Genomic DNA, 19,695 nt, shown 5'->3' on the forward strand with positions numbered 1-19,695 from the left:
TATTGCGAAACAGATAACGCATCCGTTACTTGAATATGACTTTAATACTCATGTTTATTTAGGGGTGTGTTATGGGGTTTCGCTCTAACGGTCGTTTGATGAACGGGGTCAGCGTTCTGACGCTGGCGACGCTGTTTGTAACGCCGGTCCTGGGTCAGGATCAGCAGGCTGAGACAGCGGGAACGACAGTTCTTAAACCGATCGTCGTGACCGGTGAAAAAGTGGCGCGCGATATGAAGAACACGGCGTCGTCCGTTTCGGTCATATCCAGCGAGAAAATCAAAAAGGAAAAGACCGGCGATCCGACCGTTTCGGAAGCGATCAAGGATATTCCGAACGTCGTTTATACCGACAATGTCAGCGCGCCCATCATTCGCGGACAGGACACGCAGGGACCGAATACCGGCTCCATCGCCTTCTTCACCGGCACGGTGCCGCGCGCGACGATCAATGTCGACGGCCATTACCTCGGTTATAACGAGTTCATCTATGGCGCGAGTTCCATCTGGGATGTCGAAAGCATCGAGGTGTTCCGCGGTCCGCAGACCACCTCCCAGGGTGCGAACGCCATTGCCGGCGCTATCCTCGTCAATACCAAAGACCCGACGTTTACGCCGGAGGCGAGCTATCAGGCCGAGATCGGCAATTATCACCAGAAGCGCGGTTCCTTCGCCTTTTCCGGCCCGCTGATCGAAGACGAACTGGCGGCGCGTATGGCGATCGATTATTCCGGTCGTGATACCTTCATCGACTACATCAATTCCGCTTTTGCCCATGACGGCACGGACCAGAACTTCAAGGAGTTCAACGGTCGTTTCAAGCTTCTGTGGGAACCCTCGGAAATCCCCGGCCTTTCGACCAAGCTCACCTATTCCTATAACGCCTCCAACCGTCCAAGCCAGGAAGCGGCGTCGCGTCCCTTCGAGGACCTGAACCACATCACCAACACGATGCCGAGCTTCAGCCAATATACCAATACCGGCATTCTCGACATCAACTACGATTTCGAAAATGGTGTGAAACTGTTCAACCAGACGCAGTTTTCCTCGTCCATCGCCAAGCGCAGGGTCGGCATTGCCAATACCGGCGATGCCGATATCGACCTCAAGAACACCTCCCACGAAACCCGTGTGACCTTCGGTGATCAGGAGGATGTGCTGAGTGGGGTGGCAGGTATCTTCTACGCGCATACGAAAGCCGACGAAGTGCTTTATCTGCGTGGAACATCGCGCTTCAACGACACCAAGGACAATCTCGGTCTCTTCAGCGAACTGAGCTATCGCCTGACGGATCAATGGACCCTGACCGGCGGTCTGCGCTACCAGCAGGACCAGATTCAGCGCAACGGTTACAGAACGCTGAGCGCCACAAGCAGAAGTTCGGTCAATTATGACGAGACTTTCTCTGAAATTCTGCCGAAGGCCTCGCTCGCTTATGCCGTGAATGACGACTGGACGGTGGGTGGTTTGATCAGCCGCGGTTACAATCCCGGCGGTGTCGCATTTGACCTGACGACCAGCAAATGGCGGACCTTCGACAAGGAAACCATCTGGAATTATGAGCTTTTCACCCGCGCCAGCCTGCTGGATGACACTCTGACGATCAACGGCAACCTGTTCTACATGGACATGAAGGATGCGCAGTTCAACGTGCCGATCGTCGTGTCCACGGGCATCAGCGAATCCTACACTGTCAATGCCGAAGAGGCCCATGCTTACGGCCTGGAAATCGGCGCCGATTATCAGGTTCTCGACAATCTGACGCTCAAGGCCAGCGCCGGTTTGCTGAAGACGGAAATTGACGAGATTTCCAGCAATTCCGCCTATCTCGGCAAGGAATTCGCCAAGTCACCCGGTTACAGCTTCACCATCGGCGCCAGCTGGGATGTGACGGACAAGTTCACCGTCTCGGGGCAGGTGCGCCATCTCGACGGCTATTATTCCGACACGGATAACAAGGCCGTTTATGCGATCGAGCCTTATACGATCGCGGATGTGCGGGCGAGCTACAAGTTCCAGGAGGAGCTTGAATTCTACGCTTACGTCAAGAACGTCTTCGACGAACGCGCACCGACGCTGATGAAGGAAAATCGCGGCATTGGCGGCATTGAGGCCAGCATGACCGAACCGCGCATGTTCGGCATCGGCGTTCGCGGCACCTTCTGAGCCGTCGCCTGAGCTCGAAAAGAAAAAGGCCTTCGAAGCGATCTTCGGAGGCCTTTCTGTTTCAAGGGGGATTGTTCCCGATGATACGATTTTGAGCTTGGCTCAAAGGGCTGGCTCACATTTGCCGGGGCGCACTCTTCCTCCGTCATTCCGGCCTCGAGCCGGAATGACGGTGAGAAGAAACTTCGCCGTTAACCGACGCCGTCCCCGCCTCCGGTCCATAAGCCTCAGAAAAACGCCTGAATGCCTGTCTGCGCCCGGCCGAGGATCAGCGCGTGAACGTCATGCGTGCCCTCATAGGTATTGACCGTTTCAAGGTTCTGGGCGTGGCGCATGACGTGATATTCGATCTGGATGCCGTTGCCGCCATGCATGTCGCGGGCCTGGCGGGCGATATCCAGCGCCTTGCCGCAATTGTTGCGCTTGATGATGGAGATCATTTCCGGCGCCATCCTGTGCTCGTCCATCAGCCGGCCGACGCGCAGTGATGCCTGTAGGCCGAGCGCGATTTCGGTCTGCATGTCGGCGAGCTTCTTCTGGTAAAGCTGCATGCCGGCCAGCGGCTTGCCGAACTGCTTGCGGTCGAGGCCATATTGAAGGGCACGGAACCAGCAATCTTCGGCGGCCCCGAGCACACCCCAGGAAATGCCGTAGCGGGCGCGATTGAGGCACCCGAACGGGCCCTTGAGACCGGAAACATTCGGCAGCAATGCGTCTTCGCCGACCTCCACGCCATCCATGACGATCTCGCCGGTGATCGAGGCGCGCAGCGAGAGTTTGCCGCCGATCTTGGGTGCGGAGAGGCCTTTCATGCCCTTTTCCAGCACGAAGCCGCGAATCTGATTGTCATGGGCTTCGGATTTTGCCCAGATGACGAACACATCGGCAATCGGCGCGTTGGAAATCCACATTTTCGAACCGCGCAGGCGATAGCCGCCGGCGATCTTTTCTGCGCGGGTCTTCATGCCGCCGGGATCGGAGCCGGCATCCGGCTCGGTCAGGCCGAAACAGCCGATCAGCTCGCCGGAGACGAGGCCGGGCAGGTATTTCTTCTTCTGCTCGTCCGAGCCATAAGCGAAGATCGGGTGAATGACGAGCGAGGATTGCACGCTCATCATCGAGCGGTAACCGCTGTCAATCCGCTCCACCTCGCGGGCGACGAGGCCATAAGCCACGTAGCTGGCATTGGCCGCGCCGTATTCTTCCGGCAGGGTAACGCCGAGCAGGCCGGTGCGGCCCATCAGGCGGAACAGTTCCGGTTCGGTGGTTTCGGAAAGATAGGCCTCGGAGACACGCGGCAGAAGTTCCGATTTGCCGAAGGCGGCGGCGGCGTCGCGGATCATCCGCTCGTCGTCGGTCAGTTGGTCTTCGAGCAGAAAAGGGTCCTGCCAATTGAATGCTGCGCGTTCGCTCACTTTATGCCTCCGGATTTGCTGGCCGGATTATTGGTAATCGGCCCTGCTGGCACAAGCCATGTTTACTCATTTTCGCATTACCTTTAGTAATAGGGTCATGACATCTCTCAGCCGTAAACTCCTGCCGTCCACCAGTGCGCTTGCCGCCTTCGATTCCGTCGCCCGGCTCGGCAGCTTTTCCGCCGCAGCCGATGAGTTGGCCCTGACGCAAGGGGCGATCAGCCGGCAGGTTATGTCACTGGAAGAACAGCTTGGCGTGCGCCTGTTCGAGCGCGGTGCGCGCGGTGTGGCGCTGACGGCGGAGGGTAAAACTTACGCGAAATCGATTGCCTCGGCCCTTGGCGAGATACGCTCCGCCTCCCTGCAGCTCATGACCAAAACGCATGGCAATACGCTGAACCTCGCGATGCTGCCCACCTTCGGCACCCGCTGGCTTCTGCCGCGTATTCCCGATTTCGTCTCCAGCCATCCGGAAATCACCATCAATTTCGCCACCCGCATCGGCCAGTTCGATTTCGAGCGTGAACAGCTGGATATGGCAATCCATATCGGTCAGGCGGATTGGCCGGGGGCGGAAAGCACCTTTCTGATGCATGAAATGGTCGCTCCGGTATGCAGCCCTGAGTTTCTCAATACGCATCCGGTCGAAAAGGCAGGGGATCTCGCCACCCTGCCGTTGCTGCACATGGCCTCGCGGCCAGGGGCATGGGGCCACTGGTTCGAAAGCCTCGGCCTTTCACTCGCTCTGCCGCAGGGCATGCGGTTCGAGCAATTCTCCAGCGTGGCGCAGGCCTGCATCGCTGGGCTTGGCGTGGCGCTGATGCCGCTTTTTCTGATCGACAACGAGCTGAAATCGCGGCAGTTGCTGAAGGCGTTCGATCATCAGGCAAAAAGCCCAAGCTCCTATTATGCGGTGGCGCCGCTCTCTCGCGCCAATCATGTTCCCGTCGTCCTGTTTCGCGACTGGCTGGTGCGGCAGGTGGAGGCCTATCATGCGGCGAACGGTTCGCCGCTGCAAAAATAACCGCACTTTTTTCGGGCATTTATGTCTTATGCCCAGCTTTTCGCCCATTTTGCCGTCCAGTGGACTCGACAGGGCGGTTTCGCTCGATTATCGTGATTAAACGTTTAATCAGCCCTTTCGGTCCATCATGGCGTCTTCACGGCCTGCCACCAATCTGAGCGCGATAGCAACGGCACTCGGCGTGTCGGTGGCAACCGTGTCCAATGCGCTGTCGGGCAAGGGCCGGGTTTCGCCTGATCTGGCGGAGCGCATCCGCAAGACGGCAAGCGAGCTTGGTTATGTGCCGAGTTCGGCGGGCAGGGCGCTACGCACCGGCAGATCAGGTGTTCTGGGGCTGGTTCTGCCCGATATTGCCAATCCTCTCTTTCCACAGATTGCGCAGGCCATCGAAAAGGCCGCAGTGACTGCCGGTTACGGTGTGCTGATCGCCGACTCGCGTGGTGAGATCGCCATGCAGACGGATGCCATCAACCGGTTGATCGAGCGCGGCGTGGATGGAATGGTTATCGTTCCCCGCCGTGGCACGCGCATTACCGATGTTGATTGTCCTGTCGCGGTGATCGACAGCCCCTCGACCCCCGGAAACACTGTTGCCGCCGACCACTGGGATGGCGGCCGGCAGGTTGGCGAATATCTGGCCGCACTTGGCCACAAAAAGGTGGTGCTGGTCGGCAAGAACCGGGATTCCAACGTGCAGAACGACCGCCTCGGCGGCATTCGCGATGGTCTTGGCAAGGCCTGCGTCGCACAGACGCTGTGGATAGACGCCATCGAAAAGGCCGGCGGTGCGGGCTGCCGGCTTGGCCTTGCCGACAGGGTCGCGGATGGTTTCACCGCTTTTGCCGCCGTTTCCGATCTGCATGCGCTGCGGGTGCTGACCGAATTGCAGCGCGAGGGCATCGAAGTGCCGGAAGAGGCCAGTGTCACAGGTTTCGACGATCTGATTTTCTCGGCCGTGGTCACGCCGCCGCTGACGACGATGCGCATGGATATGGGCCGCATCGCCGACCTTGCGGTTGGAGCGCTGCTGCGTGCGATTGACGATGTCAGCGAAGCCGGCATCGCCGTCGATGTTACGGCAGAAATCTCGAAAGTACCGATGGCGCTGATCATGCGCGGCTCCACCGGCAAAGCAAAGCATGATGCGATTGAAGCCAAAAAAATCACAGCAGGAGAACTCACACCATGAAAAAGATCATTCTTGCATCGGGCGCGGCCTTGATGCTGACGATGGGAGCCGCTGAGGCGCAGGACAAGACGCTGACGATTTCGGTCTACGCCTTCGCGCAGGACGAATTCAAGGAACTGGTCTATACGCCGTTTGAGCAGAAATGCGGCTGCAAGCTGGTCGTCGAGACCGGCAACAGCGTCGAACGTCTGGCCAAGATGGAGGCCAACAAGGCCAACCCGGTGGTCGATCTTGCCATCGTCTCCATGGCGGATGCACTTTCCGCCACCCGTAAGGACCTGATCCAGAAGATCGACGCGTCCAAGGTTCCGAATATCGAAAACCTCTATGACATCGCCAAGGACCCGAATGGCGACGGCATGAGCGTCGGCGTCAATTTCTACGCCACCTCCATCGTCTACCGTACCGACAAGATGAAAATCGATAGCTGGGCCGATCTCCTCAAGGACGGCATTGTCGATCACGTCGCCTTCCCGAACGTCACCACCAATCAGGGCCCGCCGGCGCTCTATATGCTGGGCAAGGCCATCGGCAAGGACACGCCTGATCTTTCCGGCGCCATCGAGGCCGTGGGCGAAAAGAAGGACGATATCGTTACGTTCTACGTCAAGTCCTCGCAGCTGGTGCAGCTGATGCAGCAGGAAGAAATCTGGGCAGCGCCAATCGGCCGTTTCTCCTGGGCGCCCTTCACCAAGCTCGACCTGCCGCTTGCCTGGGCCACGCCCAAGGAAGGCCAGACCGGCGGCATGAACGTGCTCGTGGTGCCGAAGGGCACGAAGAACCAGGAACTGGCGCTGCAATTCATGGATTTCTGGCTCTCGACCGACGTTCAGAAGGCGTTGGCCGAAAAGCTGGTGGACAGCCCGACGAACAAACAGGTCAAGGTTTCCGACGAGGTGGCGAACAATATCACCTATGGTGATGAAACCGCACGCAGCCTGCAGCTTATTCCGTCTGACGTGACGCTCGATAACCGCGACAAGTGGTTGTCGGAGTGGAACTCCAAGGTCGGGCAATAAGCCGAGACAGTTTCAGTCAGGAACGGGGTGATTTTCAGCGTCCGCAAGGGCTCGCCCCGTTTCAGGAAAAGCGGTTTGGTCGTCCCCTGACCGCTTTTCCAACCTTTTCAGACCGCAAGCCGGCACGCCGGCTTCAACCGTAACCGGCCGTGTGGCCGTTCAGGGAATAAACCAATGTTTCAGAACCGGGCCGAAGCGCTGGCGCTTGCCTTGCCCGCTGCGATTTTTGCGGCGGCGGTTTTTCTTGTGCCGGTCTTCATGCTTTTGTCGGAGGGCTTTCGCACCGCTGACGGCTGGACATTGTCGGCCTACGCCGATTTCTTTTCCGATCCGCTGAACCAGACGGTTTTCCTGCGCACCCTCAAGCTCGGCGCGCTCGTCACCGTCGTTTCGGCGGTGGTGGGCTATGCAGCGGCCTTCGCCATCGTCAACCTGTCGCAGGGGACGAAGGGCCATGTGGTCAATCTCGTTGTACTGCCGCTGATGATTTCGCCGGTCGCCCGCACCTATGCCTGGATCGTCATTCTCGGCAGAACCGGCATCGTCAACCAGGCGCTGCAGGCGGTGGGCCTCAGCGATGCGCCGATCCGCATCCTGTTTTCCGAGACGGCTGTTTTCATCGGCCTTCTGCAATTGTTCCTGCCGCTGATGATCATCTCGCTCATCAGCGCGCTGGAGAATATGCCGAAGGATACCATCGCCGCTGCCCGCGTTCTCGGCGCAAACTGGTTGCAGGTGTTCTGGAAGGTCATCCTGCCGCTTACCAAGGAAGGGCTGGTCGTTGGCGGCACGCTGGTCTTTACCGGTTCGCTGACGGCTTATATCACGCCCGCCATTCTCGGCGGCTCCAAGGTGCTGATGCTGGAAACCCTGCTTTACCAGCAGGTGACGGTCTCCAACAATTTCGTTGCCGCGAGCGTCATCGCCTTCATCCTGATCGTCATGAGCTTTGCCGCCAATATCCTGCTGAAGCGCATCGCCACCGCAAGGAACAAGAAATGACCCGGCAGCTCTTCATTCCGCTCACGCTTCTTCTCGTTGTCGGTTTCCTCATCGGGCCGTTCCTCATCATCGTTGCGGCCTCGTTTTCTGCCGGCGATACGCTCGCTTTTCCGCCGCAGGGCTTTTCGCTGAAATGGATCGCCAAGGTCTTCACGGTCGAAAGCTTCCGCGAAAGCTTTGCGATGTCGATGTTCCTTGCCATCGGCGGCACGTTCACGGCGCTCATCCTCGGCATTCCCGCCTCTTACGCCATGTCGCGCTACAAGCTGCCCTTTGCCGAGACCGTGCGCACCATCGTTTCCGCGCCGATCATCGTGCCCGGCATCATCGTTGGTCTGGCGCTGCTACGCTATTTCGTCGTGCCCTTCGGCATTGGCATCACGCTTGCTTTGTTTCTCGCCCACACAGCGCTCATCCTGCCCTATGCGGTCAGGGTCGTATCGGCCAGTCTCAACAATCTGCGCTCGGATATCGAGGAGGCGGCGGTGCTGCTCGGTTCGTCGCGCCTCGGCGCATTTTTCCGGGTGGTGCTGCCCAATATTCGCGGCGGCATCCTTTCTGCCTTCATTCTCGGTTTCGTGACGAGTTTCAATCAGGTGCCGGTGTCGCTGTTCCTGTCCGGCCCCGGCGTGCGCACGCTGCCCATCGACATGCTGGGTTACATGGAAATCGTCTTTGATCCTTCCGTTGCAGCACTTTCGTCGCTGCTCGCCTTCCTTTCCATCGGCATCGTCTTCATGGCCGAACGTTTTCTGGGGTTCTCCCGTTATGTCTGACGCAAATTATCTTTCGCTCAACAAAGTCTCGCTCGCTTATGGCAACAGCATTGCCGTCAAGGATCTCGATCTCGATATCCGCAAGGGCGAACTTCTGGCCTTGCTGGGGCCTTCCGGCTGCGGCAAGACAACGACGATGCGCGCCATTGCCGGGCTGATGCCGGTGGCGGGCGGGCGCATCGATCTCGACGGGGCCGATATTACCCGTGTCGCCGCCAACAAGCGCGCCGTGGGTCTGGTGTTCCAGTCCTATGCGCTCTTCCCGCATCTGACGGTTTACGAAAACGTCGCCTTCGGCCTGAAACTCAAGGGCATGAGCGGCAAGGCGCTTGAGGACAAGGTCGCCTCCGGCCTGAAATCGGTGGGTTTGTCCAATTTTGCCTCCCGCAAGCCGGCCGAACTTTCCGGCGGTCAACAGCAACGTGTCGCGCTGGCGCGCTCCATGGTCATGGAGCCGAAGGTGCTGCTGCTCGACGAGCCGCTCTCCAATCTCGATGCCCGTCTGCGGCTTGAAATGCGCACCGAATTGCAGCGTGTGCAGAAGGAAACCGGCGTGACGATGATCTTCGTCACCCACGACCAGATCGAGGCTTTGGCGCTGGCTGACCGCATTGTCGTCATGAAGGGCGGCAAGATCGAGCAGATCGGCACGCCGGAGGAGATTTATAACGCACCGGTTTCCTCCTTCGTGGCTGACTTCGTCGGCTTTGAAAACATCTTCGCGCTGGAAAGCGGCGCGCTGAAAACCGCAAACGGCACAACACCGCTTCCCGGACCAGTCCCTTCAGCATCTGGACTGGCCTGGCGGCCGCGCATGGTCACCCTTGGTTCAGGTCCTTTCCAGGGAACCGTGCGCGGCACATCCTTTGCCGGCAACAGCCGCGAATATCTGCTGGATACGCCGCTCGGGCCCATCAAGGCGGAAACCGATGCGGCGCTTGCCGCGCATGTCATCGGTGATACGCTTGCCTTCGACCTGCCGGTCGAAAAGGCGGCAAGTCTCAAGGTGTTCAACTGACCATGGGTGTGTGGATCGATACCGATATGGGCTTCGATGACATTGCCGCCATATTGGTGGTGCAATCGTCTGGCCTTGCCATTGACGGCGTTTCGCTGGTGTTCGGCAATACGACGCTTCAGGCGGTCTGCGGCAATGCCGCAGGCGCCGTTGCCGCGTTCGGCTGGTCCATGCCGATCCATCAGGGCAGTGCCAAGCCCGTGCTCGGCGCGCTCGAAACCGCCCAGTCGATCCTTGGCGATAGCGGCATCCCGACCGTCGGCCAAAGCCTGCCGGATGCACCGGCATTGCCGAAAAGCGATGCCTTTGCCTCGCTCTGCGGCTGGCTGGAGGGGGAAGGCGAAAAGCGCATTCTGGCGCTCGGCCCGCTCACCAATATCGCCGCGCTTTGCCTTGCCCGGCCGGATCTTGCCGCCAGAGTTTCCGATCTCATCTGGATGGGTGGCGGTCTGACCAGCGGCAACCATACCGCATCGGCCGAATTCAACGCCTTTGCCGATCCCGAGGCGCTGGCCATCGTGCTCTCCCACGGCCTGCCGCTGCGCATGGTCGATCTGGACGCCTGCCGCAAGGTCACCGCCTCGCCGGCCGATGTGCTGCCGATCCGCAATGCCGGCGGTAAAAACGCTGCGCTGATTGCCGATCTGCTGGAAGGTTTCATCGGCATCGCCACCAGCCGTGGCCGAGCCGCCATGGCGCTTTATGATCCCGTGGCCGCCGTTGCCTTCACGTCCGGTCTCATCGGCTGGCGGCAGGCGCGGATCGATATTGAGCTTCATTCCGCCTTGACCCGAGGCAGAACGGTGGTCGAGGCGCGTGCCGACAAGGTGGAAACCTTTAATGCGCACTTCGCCGAAACCGTTGATGCTGAAGGCACAAAGGTTGCCGTTCTCGAGTCATTGCGCCGGGAGGCCGCCCGATGAGTGCGCAATTCCCGATACGAGAGCCGGCTGATCTTGCCGACGATGCACTGCGCACCCGCGCCGTTGCCGCTGCGCGCGGTGACCAGCCTTTCGACGTCCTCATCACCGGCGGAACATTGGTGGATGTGGTGACGGGAGACCTTCGCGCCGCCGATATTGGCATTGTCGGCCCGCTGATCGCCAGCGTCCATGAGCCCGCCAGCCGCAGCGACGCTGCAAGCATCATCGATGCTGCCGGTGCTTTTGTCTCGCCCGGCCTCATCGACACACATATGCATATCGAAAGCTCGATGGTCACACCGGCCGCCTACGCGGCGGCCGTGGTTGCCCGTGGCGTTACCACCATCGTCTGGGACCCGCATGAATTCGGCAATGTGCACGGCGTCGATGGTGTCCGCTGGGCGGCGAAGGCAATCGAAAACCTGCCCCTGCGCGCCATTCTGCTCGCCCCTTCCTGCGTGCCATCAGCTCCGGGGCTGGAGCGCGGCGGTGCGGATTTCGACGCCGCCATTCTTGCCGATATATTGTCGTGGCCGCAGGTTGGCGGCGTTGCGGAAATCATGAACATGCGCGGCGTCATCGAGCGCGATCCGCGCATGAGCGGCATCGTACAGGCCGGGATTGCCTCGGAAAAACTGGTCTGCGGCCATGCCCGCGGCCTGAAAGATGCCGATCTCAACGCCTTCATGGCGGCGGGCGTTTCTTCCGATCACGAGCTGGTCTCGGGCGAAGACCTGATGGCGAAACTGCGGGCAGGAATGACCATTGAGCTGCGCGGCTCGCATGACCATCTTCTGCCGGAATTCGTGCAGGCGCTGAATGCGCTCGGCCACCTGCCGCAGACGGTGACGCTGTGCACCGACGATGTGTTCCCGGATGACCTGCTGCAGGGCGGTGGGCTTGACGATGTGGTGCGCCGCCTTGTCCGTTATGGCCTGAAGCCCGAATGGGCGCTGCGCGCCGCAACGCTCAATGCCGCGCAAAGGCTCGGCCGTGCCGATCTCGGCCTCATTGCCGCCGGTCGTCGCGCCGATATCGTCATCTTCGAGGATTTGAGCGGTTTTGCGGCCCGCCAGGTGATCGCGAATGGCAGGGCTGTCGCTGAAGGCGGCCGCATGCTTGTGGATATCCCTGCCTGCCACGCAACCGCGCTCGAAGGCTCGATGAAGCTGCCGCTTCGTGAACCCGATGATTTCCGGGTCGCATCCAAAGGCGCGAAGGTGCGCCTTGCCACCATCGACCGCCCGCGCTTCACCCAATGGGGAGAAACGGAGGCTGCGATAAAAGACGGTTTCGTTATTCCGCCCGAAGGCGCGACGATGATTTCCGTCACCCATCGCCACGGCATGGCCGAGCCGATCACCAGAACCGGCTTCCTCACCGGCTGGGGAAACTGGAACGGCGCCTTCGCGACCACCGTCTCGCACGACAGCCACAACCTCACCGTTTTCGGCGGCAATGCCGAGGACATGGCGCTCGCCGCCAATGCAGTGATAAAGGCAGGCGGCGGCATGGCTGTCGCCTCCGAAGGCAAGGTGACTGCGCTGCTTTCGCTCCCGCTCTCCGGCCTCGTTTCCGATGCCCCGCTTGAAGACGTGGCAAAGGCTTTCGAAGAGTTGCGCGAAGCCGTCGGCAGGGTGGTGGAATGGCAGCCGCCCTATCTTGTCTTCAAGGCCTGCTTCGGCGCCACGCTCGCCTGCAATATCGGCCCGCACCAGACGGATATGGGCATTGCCGATGTTTTGACGGGCAAGGTGATGGAAAGCCCGGTGATTGCCGTTCTCGAATAGCGGCGGCCCGCATCTGCGGGCTGCGGTTTATTCGACGCCGGTCACGTCAGGCGTCTGTGTTTCGCGTGCGGCAATGCGCGCCGCCAACACGAAATTCTTCACCACCGGCGATGTCGTTCCGCGCCGATAGGCCAGCGATATGGAAAGCCGCGGCGGCGGGCCGCTGGAGGGAAGCAGGACGATGTTCTGCATCTTGACCTGCGCGACGGATTCCGGAAGGAGGGAAACCCCGAGTTCGGCCGCGACCAGCGACAATATCGAGGCGATTTGCGGTGCCGCCGGCCCGAGGCGCGGCGTGAAACCGGCCTCCTGGCAGGCTTTTATCGATGCATCATGAAGGCTGGTGCCGACGTTGCGTGGCGTCAGAATGAAAGGGTCGTCGCGCAATTCCATCAGGTCTATGGCGGTGCCGCGCCGCGCGAGCGGATGGGATGCCGGCAGGGCGACCAGAAGCGGTTCGTCGGTGAGCACTTCCTCAAGCAATGTATCGGGATCGGATTGAGAAGGGCGCAAAAGCGCCACGTCCAGCCGATCTTCGAGCAGGGCCGGCGTCAACGCCAGGGCGGCTGCCTCCATCACCTGAAGTTCTACGTCGGGATATTGGCGTCTGTAGGTGCGGATGCAGGCCGGAACCAGGGGATTGAGCGCCGCCGTGCCTGTAACACCTATTCTCAGAATGCCGGTTTCACCGGCCGCCGCCCTGCGTGCGAGCCGGACACCTTCGCCCACCTGATGCGGAATATGGGTCACCGCAGCACGAAAGGCATGGCCCGCCGGTGTCAGTTCCGCGCCATGCGCGAGACGCCGGAATAGCCTCACGCCGATTTCCTGTTCCAGAACCTTTATCTGCTGGCTGAGCGGCGGCTGCGCGATTCCCAGATGTTCTGCCGCCCGCGTAAAACTGCCTTCATTGGCGATGGCCAGAAAATAGCGGATGTGCCTGAGTTCCATGATATTAGATCCAGATATGATGGGAACGCCTTCCATATATTAGAATGAAAGACAGAGCTGCGCTATAGCTGGGAGCGAAAAGGACAAACCCGATGCGCCAGCTCAAAAAACAGGATTTCCCCCCGCCGATCGTCATGACGGAGGAGCCGCCGGATGTGCTCTGGATACGGCAGGGAAGCCGCCAGTTTCGCCGGGCGAGCTGGGCGCTTTTCCTCGCGGGCTTCGCCAGCTTTTCGCTGATCTATTGCGTGCAGCCGCTGCTCCCGGAATTTCCGGCGGAATTCGGCATCAACCCTGCAACCGCATCGCTTGCCCTGTCGCTGACGACGGGAACGCTTGCCTTCGCCATTCTTCTCAGCGGCGCTTTTGCCCAGCTCTTCACCCGCAGAAATCTGATGTTCGTTTCGATGATGCTGGCCGCCATCGCCAATATCATTGCAGCAAGCACGCAAGGATGGGCATGGCTGCTTGCGGCCCGCGCGCTGGAAGGCTTCGTGCTCGGCGGCGTTCCGGCCGTCGCCATGGCTTATCTAGCCGAGGAGATCGAACCTTCCAGTCTCGGCAAGGCAATGGGGCTTTATGTCGGCGGCACGGCCTTCGGTTCCATGGCGGGACGCGTCGGCATGGGGCTGGTGTCCGCTTATACCTCCTGGCAGGTGGCAATGTATGCGTTGGGGGCGGTCTGCATCCTCGCGGCCATCGGCTTCCTGCTGCTGCTTCCGCCCTCGCGGAATTTCCGGCCGCAGCACATGCCGCTTAAAAATCATCTGATAATATGGGCGCAACATCTTGGAAACCCGGAACTTCGACGGTTCTATTTCCTGGGCGCGATGCTGACGAGCGTGTTCACCACCGTTTTCAACTATTGCGCCTTTCGCCTCGTCGCGCCGCCTTACGAATTGGGCCGCACCGCCGTCAGCATGATTTTCCTGACCTTCGCCTTGGGCATCGTCGCGTCCTCCTATGGCGGCGCGCTGGTAGACCGGTTCAGCCGGCGGATCATGCTGGTGGTTGCCTTTTCCACCATCCTTGCCGGTATCCTGCTCACATTCGCCTCGAGCATCATTCTCATCGTGGCGGGGATTGCGGCGATAACCATCGGATTTTTCATCGGGCATTCGGCTGCCAGCAGCGGAGTGGGCGCCAATGCGGGCGCCGCCAAAAGCCATGCTTCCGCGCTTTATCTGCTGTTTTATTATTGCGGAGCGAGCATTACCGGCTGGGTCGGCGGCTGGTTCTGGATCCATGCCGGCTGGCCCGGCATCATGGCGATTACCGCCGGCTGCGCGCTTGCCGGAATTTTAGCCAGCCTCGCTCGCCCGGGCGCGCGGCGCGCCTGAGCGGCCATCGCGCCGGGCGGGGCGTCACTCCGCCGCCAGTTCCTGCTCCACCAGCGTCGCCCAGAACGCCACGCCCGGCACGATTGCCGCGTCGTTGAAGTCATACGAGGTATTGTGGTGCAGCGCGCCATCCACCGCCGGGCCGTTGCCCAGCCAGACATAGCAGCCGGGCGCTTCGCCCGCGAAGAAGGCGAAGTCGTCGCCGGCGGTCGAGGGCGGGAAGGCGGTGCGGGCCTTGTTGCCGAAGACGGTTTTGGCGGCCCGGAGCGCCCGTTTCGTCGCATCCGCATCGTTGATGACGGGTGGAATGCGGCGGATGAATTCGTAACTTGCCTCAATGCCGAACATCGCCGCCGTGCCCTTGGCGAGCCTGCCGATTTCCGTTTCAAGCTGGTCGCGCACGTCAGCCGCATAGGCGCGCGCCGTGCCGCCGATTTCGACGAGATCGGGAATGACGTTGAGCGCCTTCGGGTCGCCCGCCTGCACCGAGCAGGCGCTGACCACAGCGGGTTGCAGCGGATCGACGACGCGGCCGACTATGGTTTGCAGTGAGGCGAGGAAGGTGCCTGCCGCCGTTATGGGGTCACGGCCGAGATGTGGCTTGGCGCCATGGGTGCCGATGCCCTTGAAGGTCACGCGCCAGCGGTCGGAAGAGGCAAGCTGCGGGCCTTCCACCACCGCCATCTCGTCGATGGCTAACCCCGGCATATTGTGCAGGCCATAAACGGCATCGCAGGGGAACAGCGAGAAAAGCCCGTCCTCCACCATTTTCTTCGCGCCACCACGGCCTTCTTCGGCCGGCTGGAAGATGAAATGCACGGTGCCGGAAAAATCGCGGGTCTTTGCGAGGTAACGTGCAGCACCCAACAGCATGGCGGTGTGGCCGTCATGGCCGCAGGCATGCATCTTGCCGGGAAATTTCGATTTATAGGGCCGGTCGGGAACCTCCGGCATGGCAAGCGCATCCATGTCGGCGCGAAGACCGATGCTGCGGGTGCCGTTGCCCACCTGCAAAGTGGCGACCACGCCGGTGCCGCCGAGACCGCGATGCACCTTCAGCCCGGCACGCTCGAGAAGATCGGCGACGATGGCGCTGGTTCTTTCCTCTTCGAAGCCCAGTTCGGGATGCGCGTGCAGGTCGTGGCGCAGCTCCGTCAGGAATGGCAGGTCCTCACCGATCCGGTCCAGCAGTCTCATGGGCAGCTTGTCCTTGAATATGGGAAAAACCCGAGTCATAGGTGGGTTCGTCCGAATGCCTGTTGCTTTGTTTCCTTCTAGCTGAAAAAGCCAATGAAATGAACCCGCCGCATGTGTGCGGTTGCTGAAATGCTGAATATGCCGAACGGGGTCGGCGTGGCTGAAAAAACCGCGTCCGCTTTGCGCCATCCCGGTCCTGAAAGGAAAACCGATGCCGTCATCCGCATCGCCCGATACCCAGTCCCCGGCCGCTCCTCATGAGTTCTGGCAGGCGATAGCTGCTCCCCGCACATTTGAAACGGCCGGGCCACATTCCACCTTCTTTCCTGCAGTACTCGATGACGGAAGGCAGATTTGCCTGCCGATAAGGCCGCTCGCGGATGGTGAACATGCGCTTGCCTCGCTCATCGTCAATCAGGCGTCTTTTGAGGTGCTTGAAGTGCTTGCGGCTGATCTTGCCCGCAAGCTTTCCACCTTCGAGCCGGATGCCGTCATCGGCCTGCCGACGCTGGGGTTGACGCTCGCCGCCGCCGTTGCCCGCCATCTCGGCCATTCCCGTTACGTGCCGCTCGGCACGTCGCGCAAATTCTGGTATCTGGAGGAACTGTCGGTGCCGATGTCCTCCATCACCACCAAACAGGAAAAGCGGCTTTATATCGATCCGCGCATGTTGCCGCTCATCGAGGGCAGGCGGGTGGCTCTGGTGGATGATGTCCTCTCCAGCGGCAGCTCCATCATTTCAGGTCTTTCACTTCTCGCGTCGTCCGGCATTCAGCCGGTTGTCATCGGTGCGGCCATGCTGCAATCGGATCGCTGGCGGCAGAAAATCGCCGCTTTCGGGCCGGAATGGCCGGAGCGGGTGAGGGGTGTTTTTTCAACGCCGCTGTTGACGAAAGCGCATGATGGCTGGCTGGCTTGACGTTGCGCAAATTCCGGCAAAACGCAAGTGGTGATAATTTCATCATTGCCTAATTTGCGTCTTGCGAAGCTGCGAGAGATCGTCCTAAGATCACCTTCGACAGATTATAGCGCTCGGCGAAAAACGCGCCGATTTGCTTTCGTTCGGTGTCATTCCGGCGTCTGCCCGCCCCCTTTGGTTTTGCCGCTTACTGGAATTTCTTCCCATGCATGCAGTGTTCGACGGTCATAATGATGTGCTGCTTCGATTGTGGCGCAACAGCAAGGCCGGTGCCGATCCGGTTGCGGAATTCAAGAACGGCACGCGCGAAGGTCATATCGATGGTCCGCGTGCCAGGGCCGGCGGTCTTGGCGGCGGAATCTGCGCCATCTATATCCCCTCCGGCGACCTCATCTTGCAGGAACCCGACGAAAGCGGTCACTATGACACGCCGCTCGCCGCGCCGCTGGAGCGCTTGCCTTCGCTCGATATTGCCATGGAGAAGGCGGCAATTGCGCTGAGGCTCGATCGCGCTGGCGCCTGGCGGCTTTGCCGTTCCACGGCCGATATTCGCAAGGCCTTTGCCGAGGACGTTTTTGCCGCCGTGCTGCACATGGAAGGCTGCGAGGCGATCGGTGCCGATCTCGATGCGCTCGAGGTGTTTTATGCTGCCGGCCTGCGCTCGCTCGGTCCGGTCTGGAGCCGGCATAATGTTTTCGGCCATGGTGTTCCCTTTTCTTATCCCATGTCGCCCGATACTGCGCCCGGTCTCACCGATGCCGGTTTTTCGCTGGTGAAGGAATGCAACCGGCTCGGCATTCTCATCGATCTCGCGCATATCACCGAAAAAGGCTTCTGGGATGTGGCCAAGACCACCAACCAGCCGCTGATCGCAAGTCACTCCAACGCGCACGCGCTTACCCCCGTTGCCCGTAATCTCACGGACCGCCAGTTGGACGCCATCAAGGACAGTCACGGTCTGGTCGGTCTCAACTATGCCGTGACCATGCTCAGGCCGGATGCGCGCGACATTGCCGACACGCCGCTTTCCGACATGGTGCGCCATATCGACTATATGGTGGAGCGCATGGGTATCGACTGCGTGGCGCTCGGATCGGATTTCGACGGCGCGACAGTACCCGTTGGCATTGCGGATGCGAGCGGCAACCACAATCTGGTTGCGGCGCTGAAATCGGCAGGCTACGGTGACGGGGAGTTGGCCAAAATCTGCCGGGAAAACTGGCTGCGCGTTCTGTCCCAGGCCTGGCACGAACCGGCCTGAAGACGCCCTATAGCGAATGAAATCAATCTTATAACAAAAGGGGAGATCCTATGATCAAATCGCTCAACAAATCCATGCGTATTCTCAGCACCAGCGCCGCTCTGTCGCTGATGATGCTGCCGGCTCCGCACGCTTTCGCCGCCACGCCGGCCGATACCCTGGTCGAAGGTTTTGCCATCGACGACATCATCACGCTTGATCCGGGCGAAGCGTTCGAACTGTCCGCCGCCGAAGTTACCGGCAACACCTACAGCAAGCTGGTCTCCATCGATCTCAACGACACGTCCAAGGTTATCGGCGATCTGGCCGAGAGCTGGACGACCTCCGAGGATGGCCTCACCTACACCTTCAAGCTGAAGTCGGGCCTGAAATTTGCCTCCGGCAATCCGGTGACGGCTGATGACGTGGCCTTTTCCTTCGAGCGCGCCGTGAAGCTCGACAAGTCGCCGGCATTCCTTCTGACGCAGTTCGGCCTCAAGGGTGATAACGTCAACGAAAAGGCGAAGGCGACGGATGCGAATACCTTCGTACTGACCGTCGATAAGCCCTATGCGCCGAGCTTCGTGCTGAACGTGCTGACGGCAACTGTCGCTTCGGTGGTCGACAAGAAGCTCATCACCGAAAAGGCGAAGGCGGTCACGCCCAGCGCCGATTACAAATATGACACCGATTTCGGCAATGAATTCCTGAAGACCGGTTATGCCGGTTCCGGCCCCTACAAGATCCTTGGCTGGAAGGCCAACGAGGCGGTCATCCTCGAAGCCAACCCGAATTATTACGGCGAGAAGCCGAAGCTGAAGCGCGTCGTCTACCGCCACATGAAGGAAAGCTCCGGCCAGCGTCTGGCGCTTGAAAACGGCGATATCGACGTTGCCCGCAACCTCGAGCCCGGCGATATGGAAGCCGTTTCCAAGAAGGAAGGCCTTGCCGTCACCTCTGCGCCGAAGGGCACCGTTTATTACTTCAGCCTCAACCAGAAGAACGAGAACCTGAAGAAGCCTGAGGTCATCGAGGCTTTCAAATATCTCGTCGATTATGACGCGATCGGCGCGACGATCATCAAGGGCATCGGCGAAGTCCACCAGACCTTCCTGCCGAAGGGCCAGCTCGGTGCGCTCGACGAGAACCCCTACAAGCTCGACGTCGCCAAGGCGAAGGAGCTTCTCGCCAAGGCTGGCCTGAAGGACGGCTTCACCGTATCCATGGATGTGCGCAACACGCAGCCGGTGACCGGCATTGCCGAAAGCGTGCAGCAGACGCTGGCGCAGGCCGGCATCAAGCTGGAAATCATCCCGGGCGACGGCAAGCAGACGCTGACAAAGTACCGCGCCCGCACCCATGATATCTACATTGGCCAGTGGGGTTCGGACTATTTCGATCCGAACTCGAATGCTGAAACCTTCACCATCAACTACGACAATTCCGATGAGGGCAAGAACAAGACGCTCGCCTGGCGCAATGCCTGGGACGTTCCTGACCTGACCAAGGAAACCCAGTCGGCGCTGCTGGAAAAGGACACTGCCAAGCGTGCCGCCATCTATGAGAACCTGCAGAAGGAAGTTCTGGCGAAGGGTCCCTTCGTCATCATCTTCCAGCAGACGGAAGTGGCGGGTTATTCCGCCAAGCTCAAGGGTCTGAAGCTCGGACCGAGCTTCGACACCAACTACGTCTATACGATCTCCAAGGAATGATCCGGAAGGATCGGT

16 protein-coding genes are annotated in these 19,695 nt (G+C 60.2%); 13 read left to right on the forward strand and 3 right to left on the reverse strand.

The annotated features are described in order from the left end of the window. Positions 1 to 98: 98 nt before the first annotated feature. Entirely contained in the window at positions 99 to 2,165 is a 2,067-nt protein-coding gene (locus AKG12_RS13995; protein ID WP_082178851.1) for a TonB-dependent receptor, read from the forward strand. Positions 2,166 to 2,392: 227 nt separating this feature from the next. On the opposite strand, the gene AKG12_RS14000 is transcribed toward AKG12_RS13995, so the two are convergent. Beyond that, positions 2,393 to 3,580 (reverse strand): acyl-CoA dehydrogenase, encoded by a 1,188-nt coding sequence (locus AKG12_RS14000; RefSeq protein ID WP_052819265.1) that lies wholly within the window; start codon positions 3,578 to 3,580, stop codon positions 2,393 to 2,395. Between the two features lie 97 nt (positions 3,581 to 3,677). On the opposite strand from AKG12_RS14000, the gene AKG12_RS14005 reads away from it, so the two are divergent. From AKG12_RS14005 to AKG12_RS14040, 8 genes are all read left to right on the forward strand, one after another. Further along, the gene (locus tag AKG12_RS14005) at positions 3,678 to 4,604 is read left to right on the forward strand and encodes a LysR family transcriptional regulator (RefSeq protein ID WP_046800921.1); all 927 of its coding nucleotides are present in this window, start codon (positions 3,678 to 3,680) and stop codon (positions 4,602 to 4,604) included. A 127-nt stretch (positions 4,605 to 4,731) separates the two neighbouring features. Next, positions 4,732 to 5,793 (forward strand): LacI family DNA-binding transcriptional regulator, encoded by a 1,062-nt coding sequence (locus AKG12_RS14010; RefSeq protein ID WP_052819266.1) that lies wholly within the window; start codon positions 4,732 to 4,734, stop codon positions 5,791 to 5,793. Beyond that, entirely contained in the window at positions 5,790 to 6,812 is a 1,023-nt protein-coding gene (locus AKG12_RS14015) for an ABC transporter substrate-binding protein (protein ID WP_046800919.1), read from the forward strand. The genes AKG12_RS14010 and AKG12_RS14015 overlap by 4 nt, the downstream gene beginning before the upstream one ends. A gap of 174 nt (positions 6,813 to 6,986) precedes the next feature. Then, the gene (locus tag AKG12_RS14020; protein ID WP_052819267.1) at positions 6,987 to 7,814 is read left to right on the forward strand and encodes an ABC transporter permease; all 828 of its coding nucleotides are present in this window, start codon (positions 6,987 to 6,989) and stop codon (positions 7,812 to 7,814) included. Beyond that, positions 7,811 to 8,590: an ABC transporter permease gene (locus AKG12_RS14025; RefSeq protein WP_006315562.1), complete on the forward strand. Its 780-nt coding sequence runs from the start codon at positions 7,811 to 7,813 to the stop codon at positions 8,588 to 8,590. Before AKG12_RS14020 ends, AKG12_RS14025 begins: the two co-directional genes overlap by 4 nt. Beyond that, positions 8,583 to 9,608, forward strand: a complete 1,026-nt coding sequence (locus AKG12_RS14030; RefSeq protein WP_052819268.1) for an ABC transporter ATP-binding protein — start codon at positions 8,583 to 8,585, stop codon at positions 9,606 to 9,608. The genes AKG12_RS14025 and AKG12_RS14030 overlap by 8 nt, the downstream gene beginning before the upstream one ends. Before the next feature lie 2 nt (positions 9,609 to 9,610). Continuing rightward, the gene (locus AKG12_RS14035) at positions 9,611 to 10,531 is read left to right on the forward strand and encodes a nucleoside hydrolase (RefSeq protein ID WP_052819269.1); all 921 of its coding nucleotides are present in this window, start codon (positions 9,611 to 9,613) and stop codon (positions 10,529 to 10,531) included. After that, entirely contained in the window at positions 10,528 to 12,321 is a 1,794-nt protein-coding gene (locus tag AKG12_RS14040; RefSeq protein WP_052819270.1) for an adenine deaminase, read from the forward strand. Before AKG12_RS14035 ends, AKG12_RS14040 begins: the two co-directional genes overlap by 4 nt. Positions 12,322 to 12,348: 27 nt before the next feature. Here the strand turns inward: AKG12_RS14040 and AKG12_RS14045 are convergent, their stop codons facing one another. Further along, positions 12,349 to 13,272, reverse strand: a complete 924-nt coding sequence (locus AKG12_RS14045) for a LysR family transcriptional regulator (protein ID WP_052819271.1) — start codon at positions 13,270 to 13,272, stop codon at positions 12,349 to 12,351. 92 nt (positions 13,273 to 13,364) lie between these two features. On the opposite strand from AKG12_RS14045, the gene AKG12_RS14050 reads away from it, so the two are divergent. Continuing rightward, positions 13,365 to 14,612, forward strand: a complete 1,248-nt coding sequence (locus AKG12_RS14050; protein ID WP_052819272.1) for an MFS transporter — start codon at positions 13,365 to 13,367, stop codon at positions 14,610 to 14,612. Between the two features lie 24 nt (positions 14,613 to 14,636). Here AKG12_RS14050 and AKG12_RS14055 read toward each other — a convergent pair whose 3' ends face one another. Then, positions 14,637 to 15,809 carry a M20 aminoacylase family protein gene (locus AKG12_RS14055; protein WP_052819313.1) on the reverse strand — a complete coding sequence of 391 codons (1,173 nt, stop codon included), beginning with the start codon at positions 15,807 to 15,809 and terminating at the stop codon, positions 14,637 to 14,639. 211 nt (positions 15,810 to 16,020) lie between these two features. On the opposite strand from AKG12_RS14055, the gene AKG12_RS14060 reads away from it, so the two are divergent. From AKG12_RS14060 to AKG12_RS14070, 3 genes are all read left to right on the forward strand, one after another. Further along, positions 16,021 to 16,728, forward strand: a complete 708-nt coding sequence (locus AKG12_RS14060) for a phosphoribosyltransferase (RefSeq protein WP_052819273.1) — start codon at positions 16,021 to 16,023, stop codon at positions 16,726 to 16,728. A 205-nt stretch (positions 16,729 to 16,933) separates the two neighbouring features. Then, positions 16,934 to 17,989 carry a dipeptidase gene (locus AKG12_RS14065; protein ID WP_052819274.1) on the forward strand — a complete coding sequence of 352 codons (1,056 nt, stop codon included), beginning with the start codon at positions 16,934 to 16,936 and terminating at the stop codon, positions 17,987 to 17,989. Between the two features lie 50 nt (positions 17,990 to 18,039). Then, positions 18,040 to 19,680 (forward strand): ABC transporter substrate-binding protein, encoded by a 1,641-nt coding sequence (locus AKG12_RS14070; RefSeq protein WP_052819275.1) that lies wholly within the window; start codon positions 18,040 to 18,042, stop codon positions 19,678 to 19,680. Positions 19,681 to 19,695 lie beyond the last annotated feature (15 nt).

The organism is Agrobacterium sp. SUL3 (assembly GCF_001263295.1).
Classification (GTDB): Bacteria; Pseudomonadota; Alphaproteobacteria; order Rhizobiales; family Rhizobiaceae; genus Agrobacterium; species Agrobacterium tomkonis.

Excerpts from the sequence above, each read along its gene's own strand:
- AKG12_RS13995 (WP_082178851.1), top strand. The coding sequence starts at position 99 with ATGAACGGGGTCAGCGTTCTGACGCTGGCGACGCTGTTTGTAACGCCG.
- AKG12_RS14005 (WP_046800921.1), top strand. The coding sequence starts at position 3,678 with ATGACATCTCTCAGCCGTAAACTCCTGCCGTCCACCAGTGCGCTTGCC.
- AKG12_RS14010 (WP_052819266.1), top strand. The coding sequence starts at position 4,732 with ATGGCGTCTTCACGGCCTGCCACCAATCTGAGCGCGATAGCAACGGCA.
- AKG12_RS14015 (WP_046800919.1), top strand. The coding sequence starts at position 5,790 with ATGAAAAAGATCATTCTTGCATCGGGCGCGGCCTTGATGCTGACGATG.
- AKG12_RS14020 (WP_052819267.1), top strand. The coding sequence starts at position 6,987 with ATGTTTCAGAACCGGGCCGAAGCGCTGGCGCTTGCCTTGCCCGCTGCG.
- AKG12_RS14025 (WP_006315562.1), top strand. The coding sequence starts at position 7,811 with ATGACCCGGCAGCTCTTCATTCCGCTCACGCTTCTTCTCGTTGTCGGT.
- AKG12_RS14030 (WP_052819268.1), top strand. The coding sequence starts at position 8,583 with ATGTCTGACGCAAATTATCTTTCGCTCAACAAAGTCTCGCTCGCTTAT.
- AKG12_RS14035 (WP_052819269.1), top strand. The coding sequence starts at position 9,611 with ATGGGTGTGTGGATCGATACCGATATGGGCTTCGATGACATTGCCGCC.
- AKG12_RS14040 (WP_052819270.1), top strand. The coding sequence starts at position 10,528 with ATGAGTGCGCAATTCCCGATACGAGAGCCGGCTGATCTTGCCGACGAT.
- AKG12_RS14045 (WP_052819271.1), bottom strand. The coding sequence starts at position 13,272 with ATGGAACTCAGGCACATCCGCTATTTTCTGGCCATCGCCAATGAAGGC.
- AKG12_RS14050 (WP_052819272.1), top strand. The coding sequence starts at position 13,365 with ATGCGCCAGCTCAAAAAACAGGATTTCCCCCCGCCGATCGTCATGACG.
- AKG12_RS14055 (WP_052819313.1), bottom strand. The coding sequence starts at position 15,809 with ATGAGACTGCTGGACCGGATCGGTGAGGACCTGCCATTCCTGACGGAG.
- AKG12_RS14060 (WP_052819273.1), top strand. The coding sequence starts at position 16,021 with ATGCCGTCATCCGCATCGCCCGATACCCAGTCCCCGGCCGCTCCTCAT.
- AKG12_RS14065 (WP_052819274.1), top strand. The coding sequence starts at position 16,934 with ATGCATGCAGTGTTCGACGGTCATAATGATGTGCTGCTTCGATTGTGG.
- AKG12_RS14070 (WP_052819275.1), top strand. The coding sequence starts at position 18,040 with ATGATCAAATCGCTCAACAAATCCATGCGTATTCTCAGCACCAGCGCC.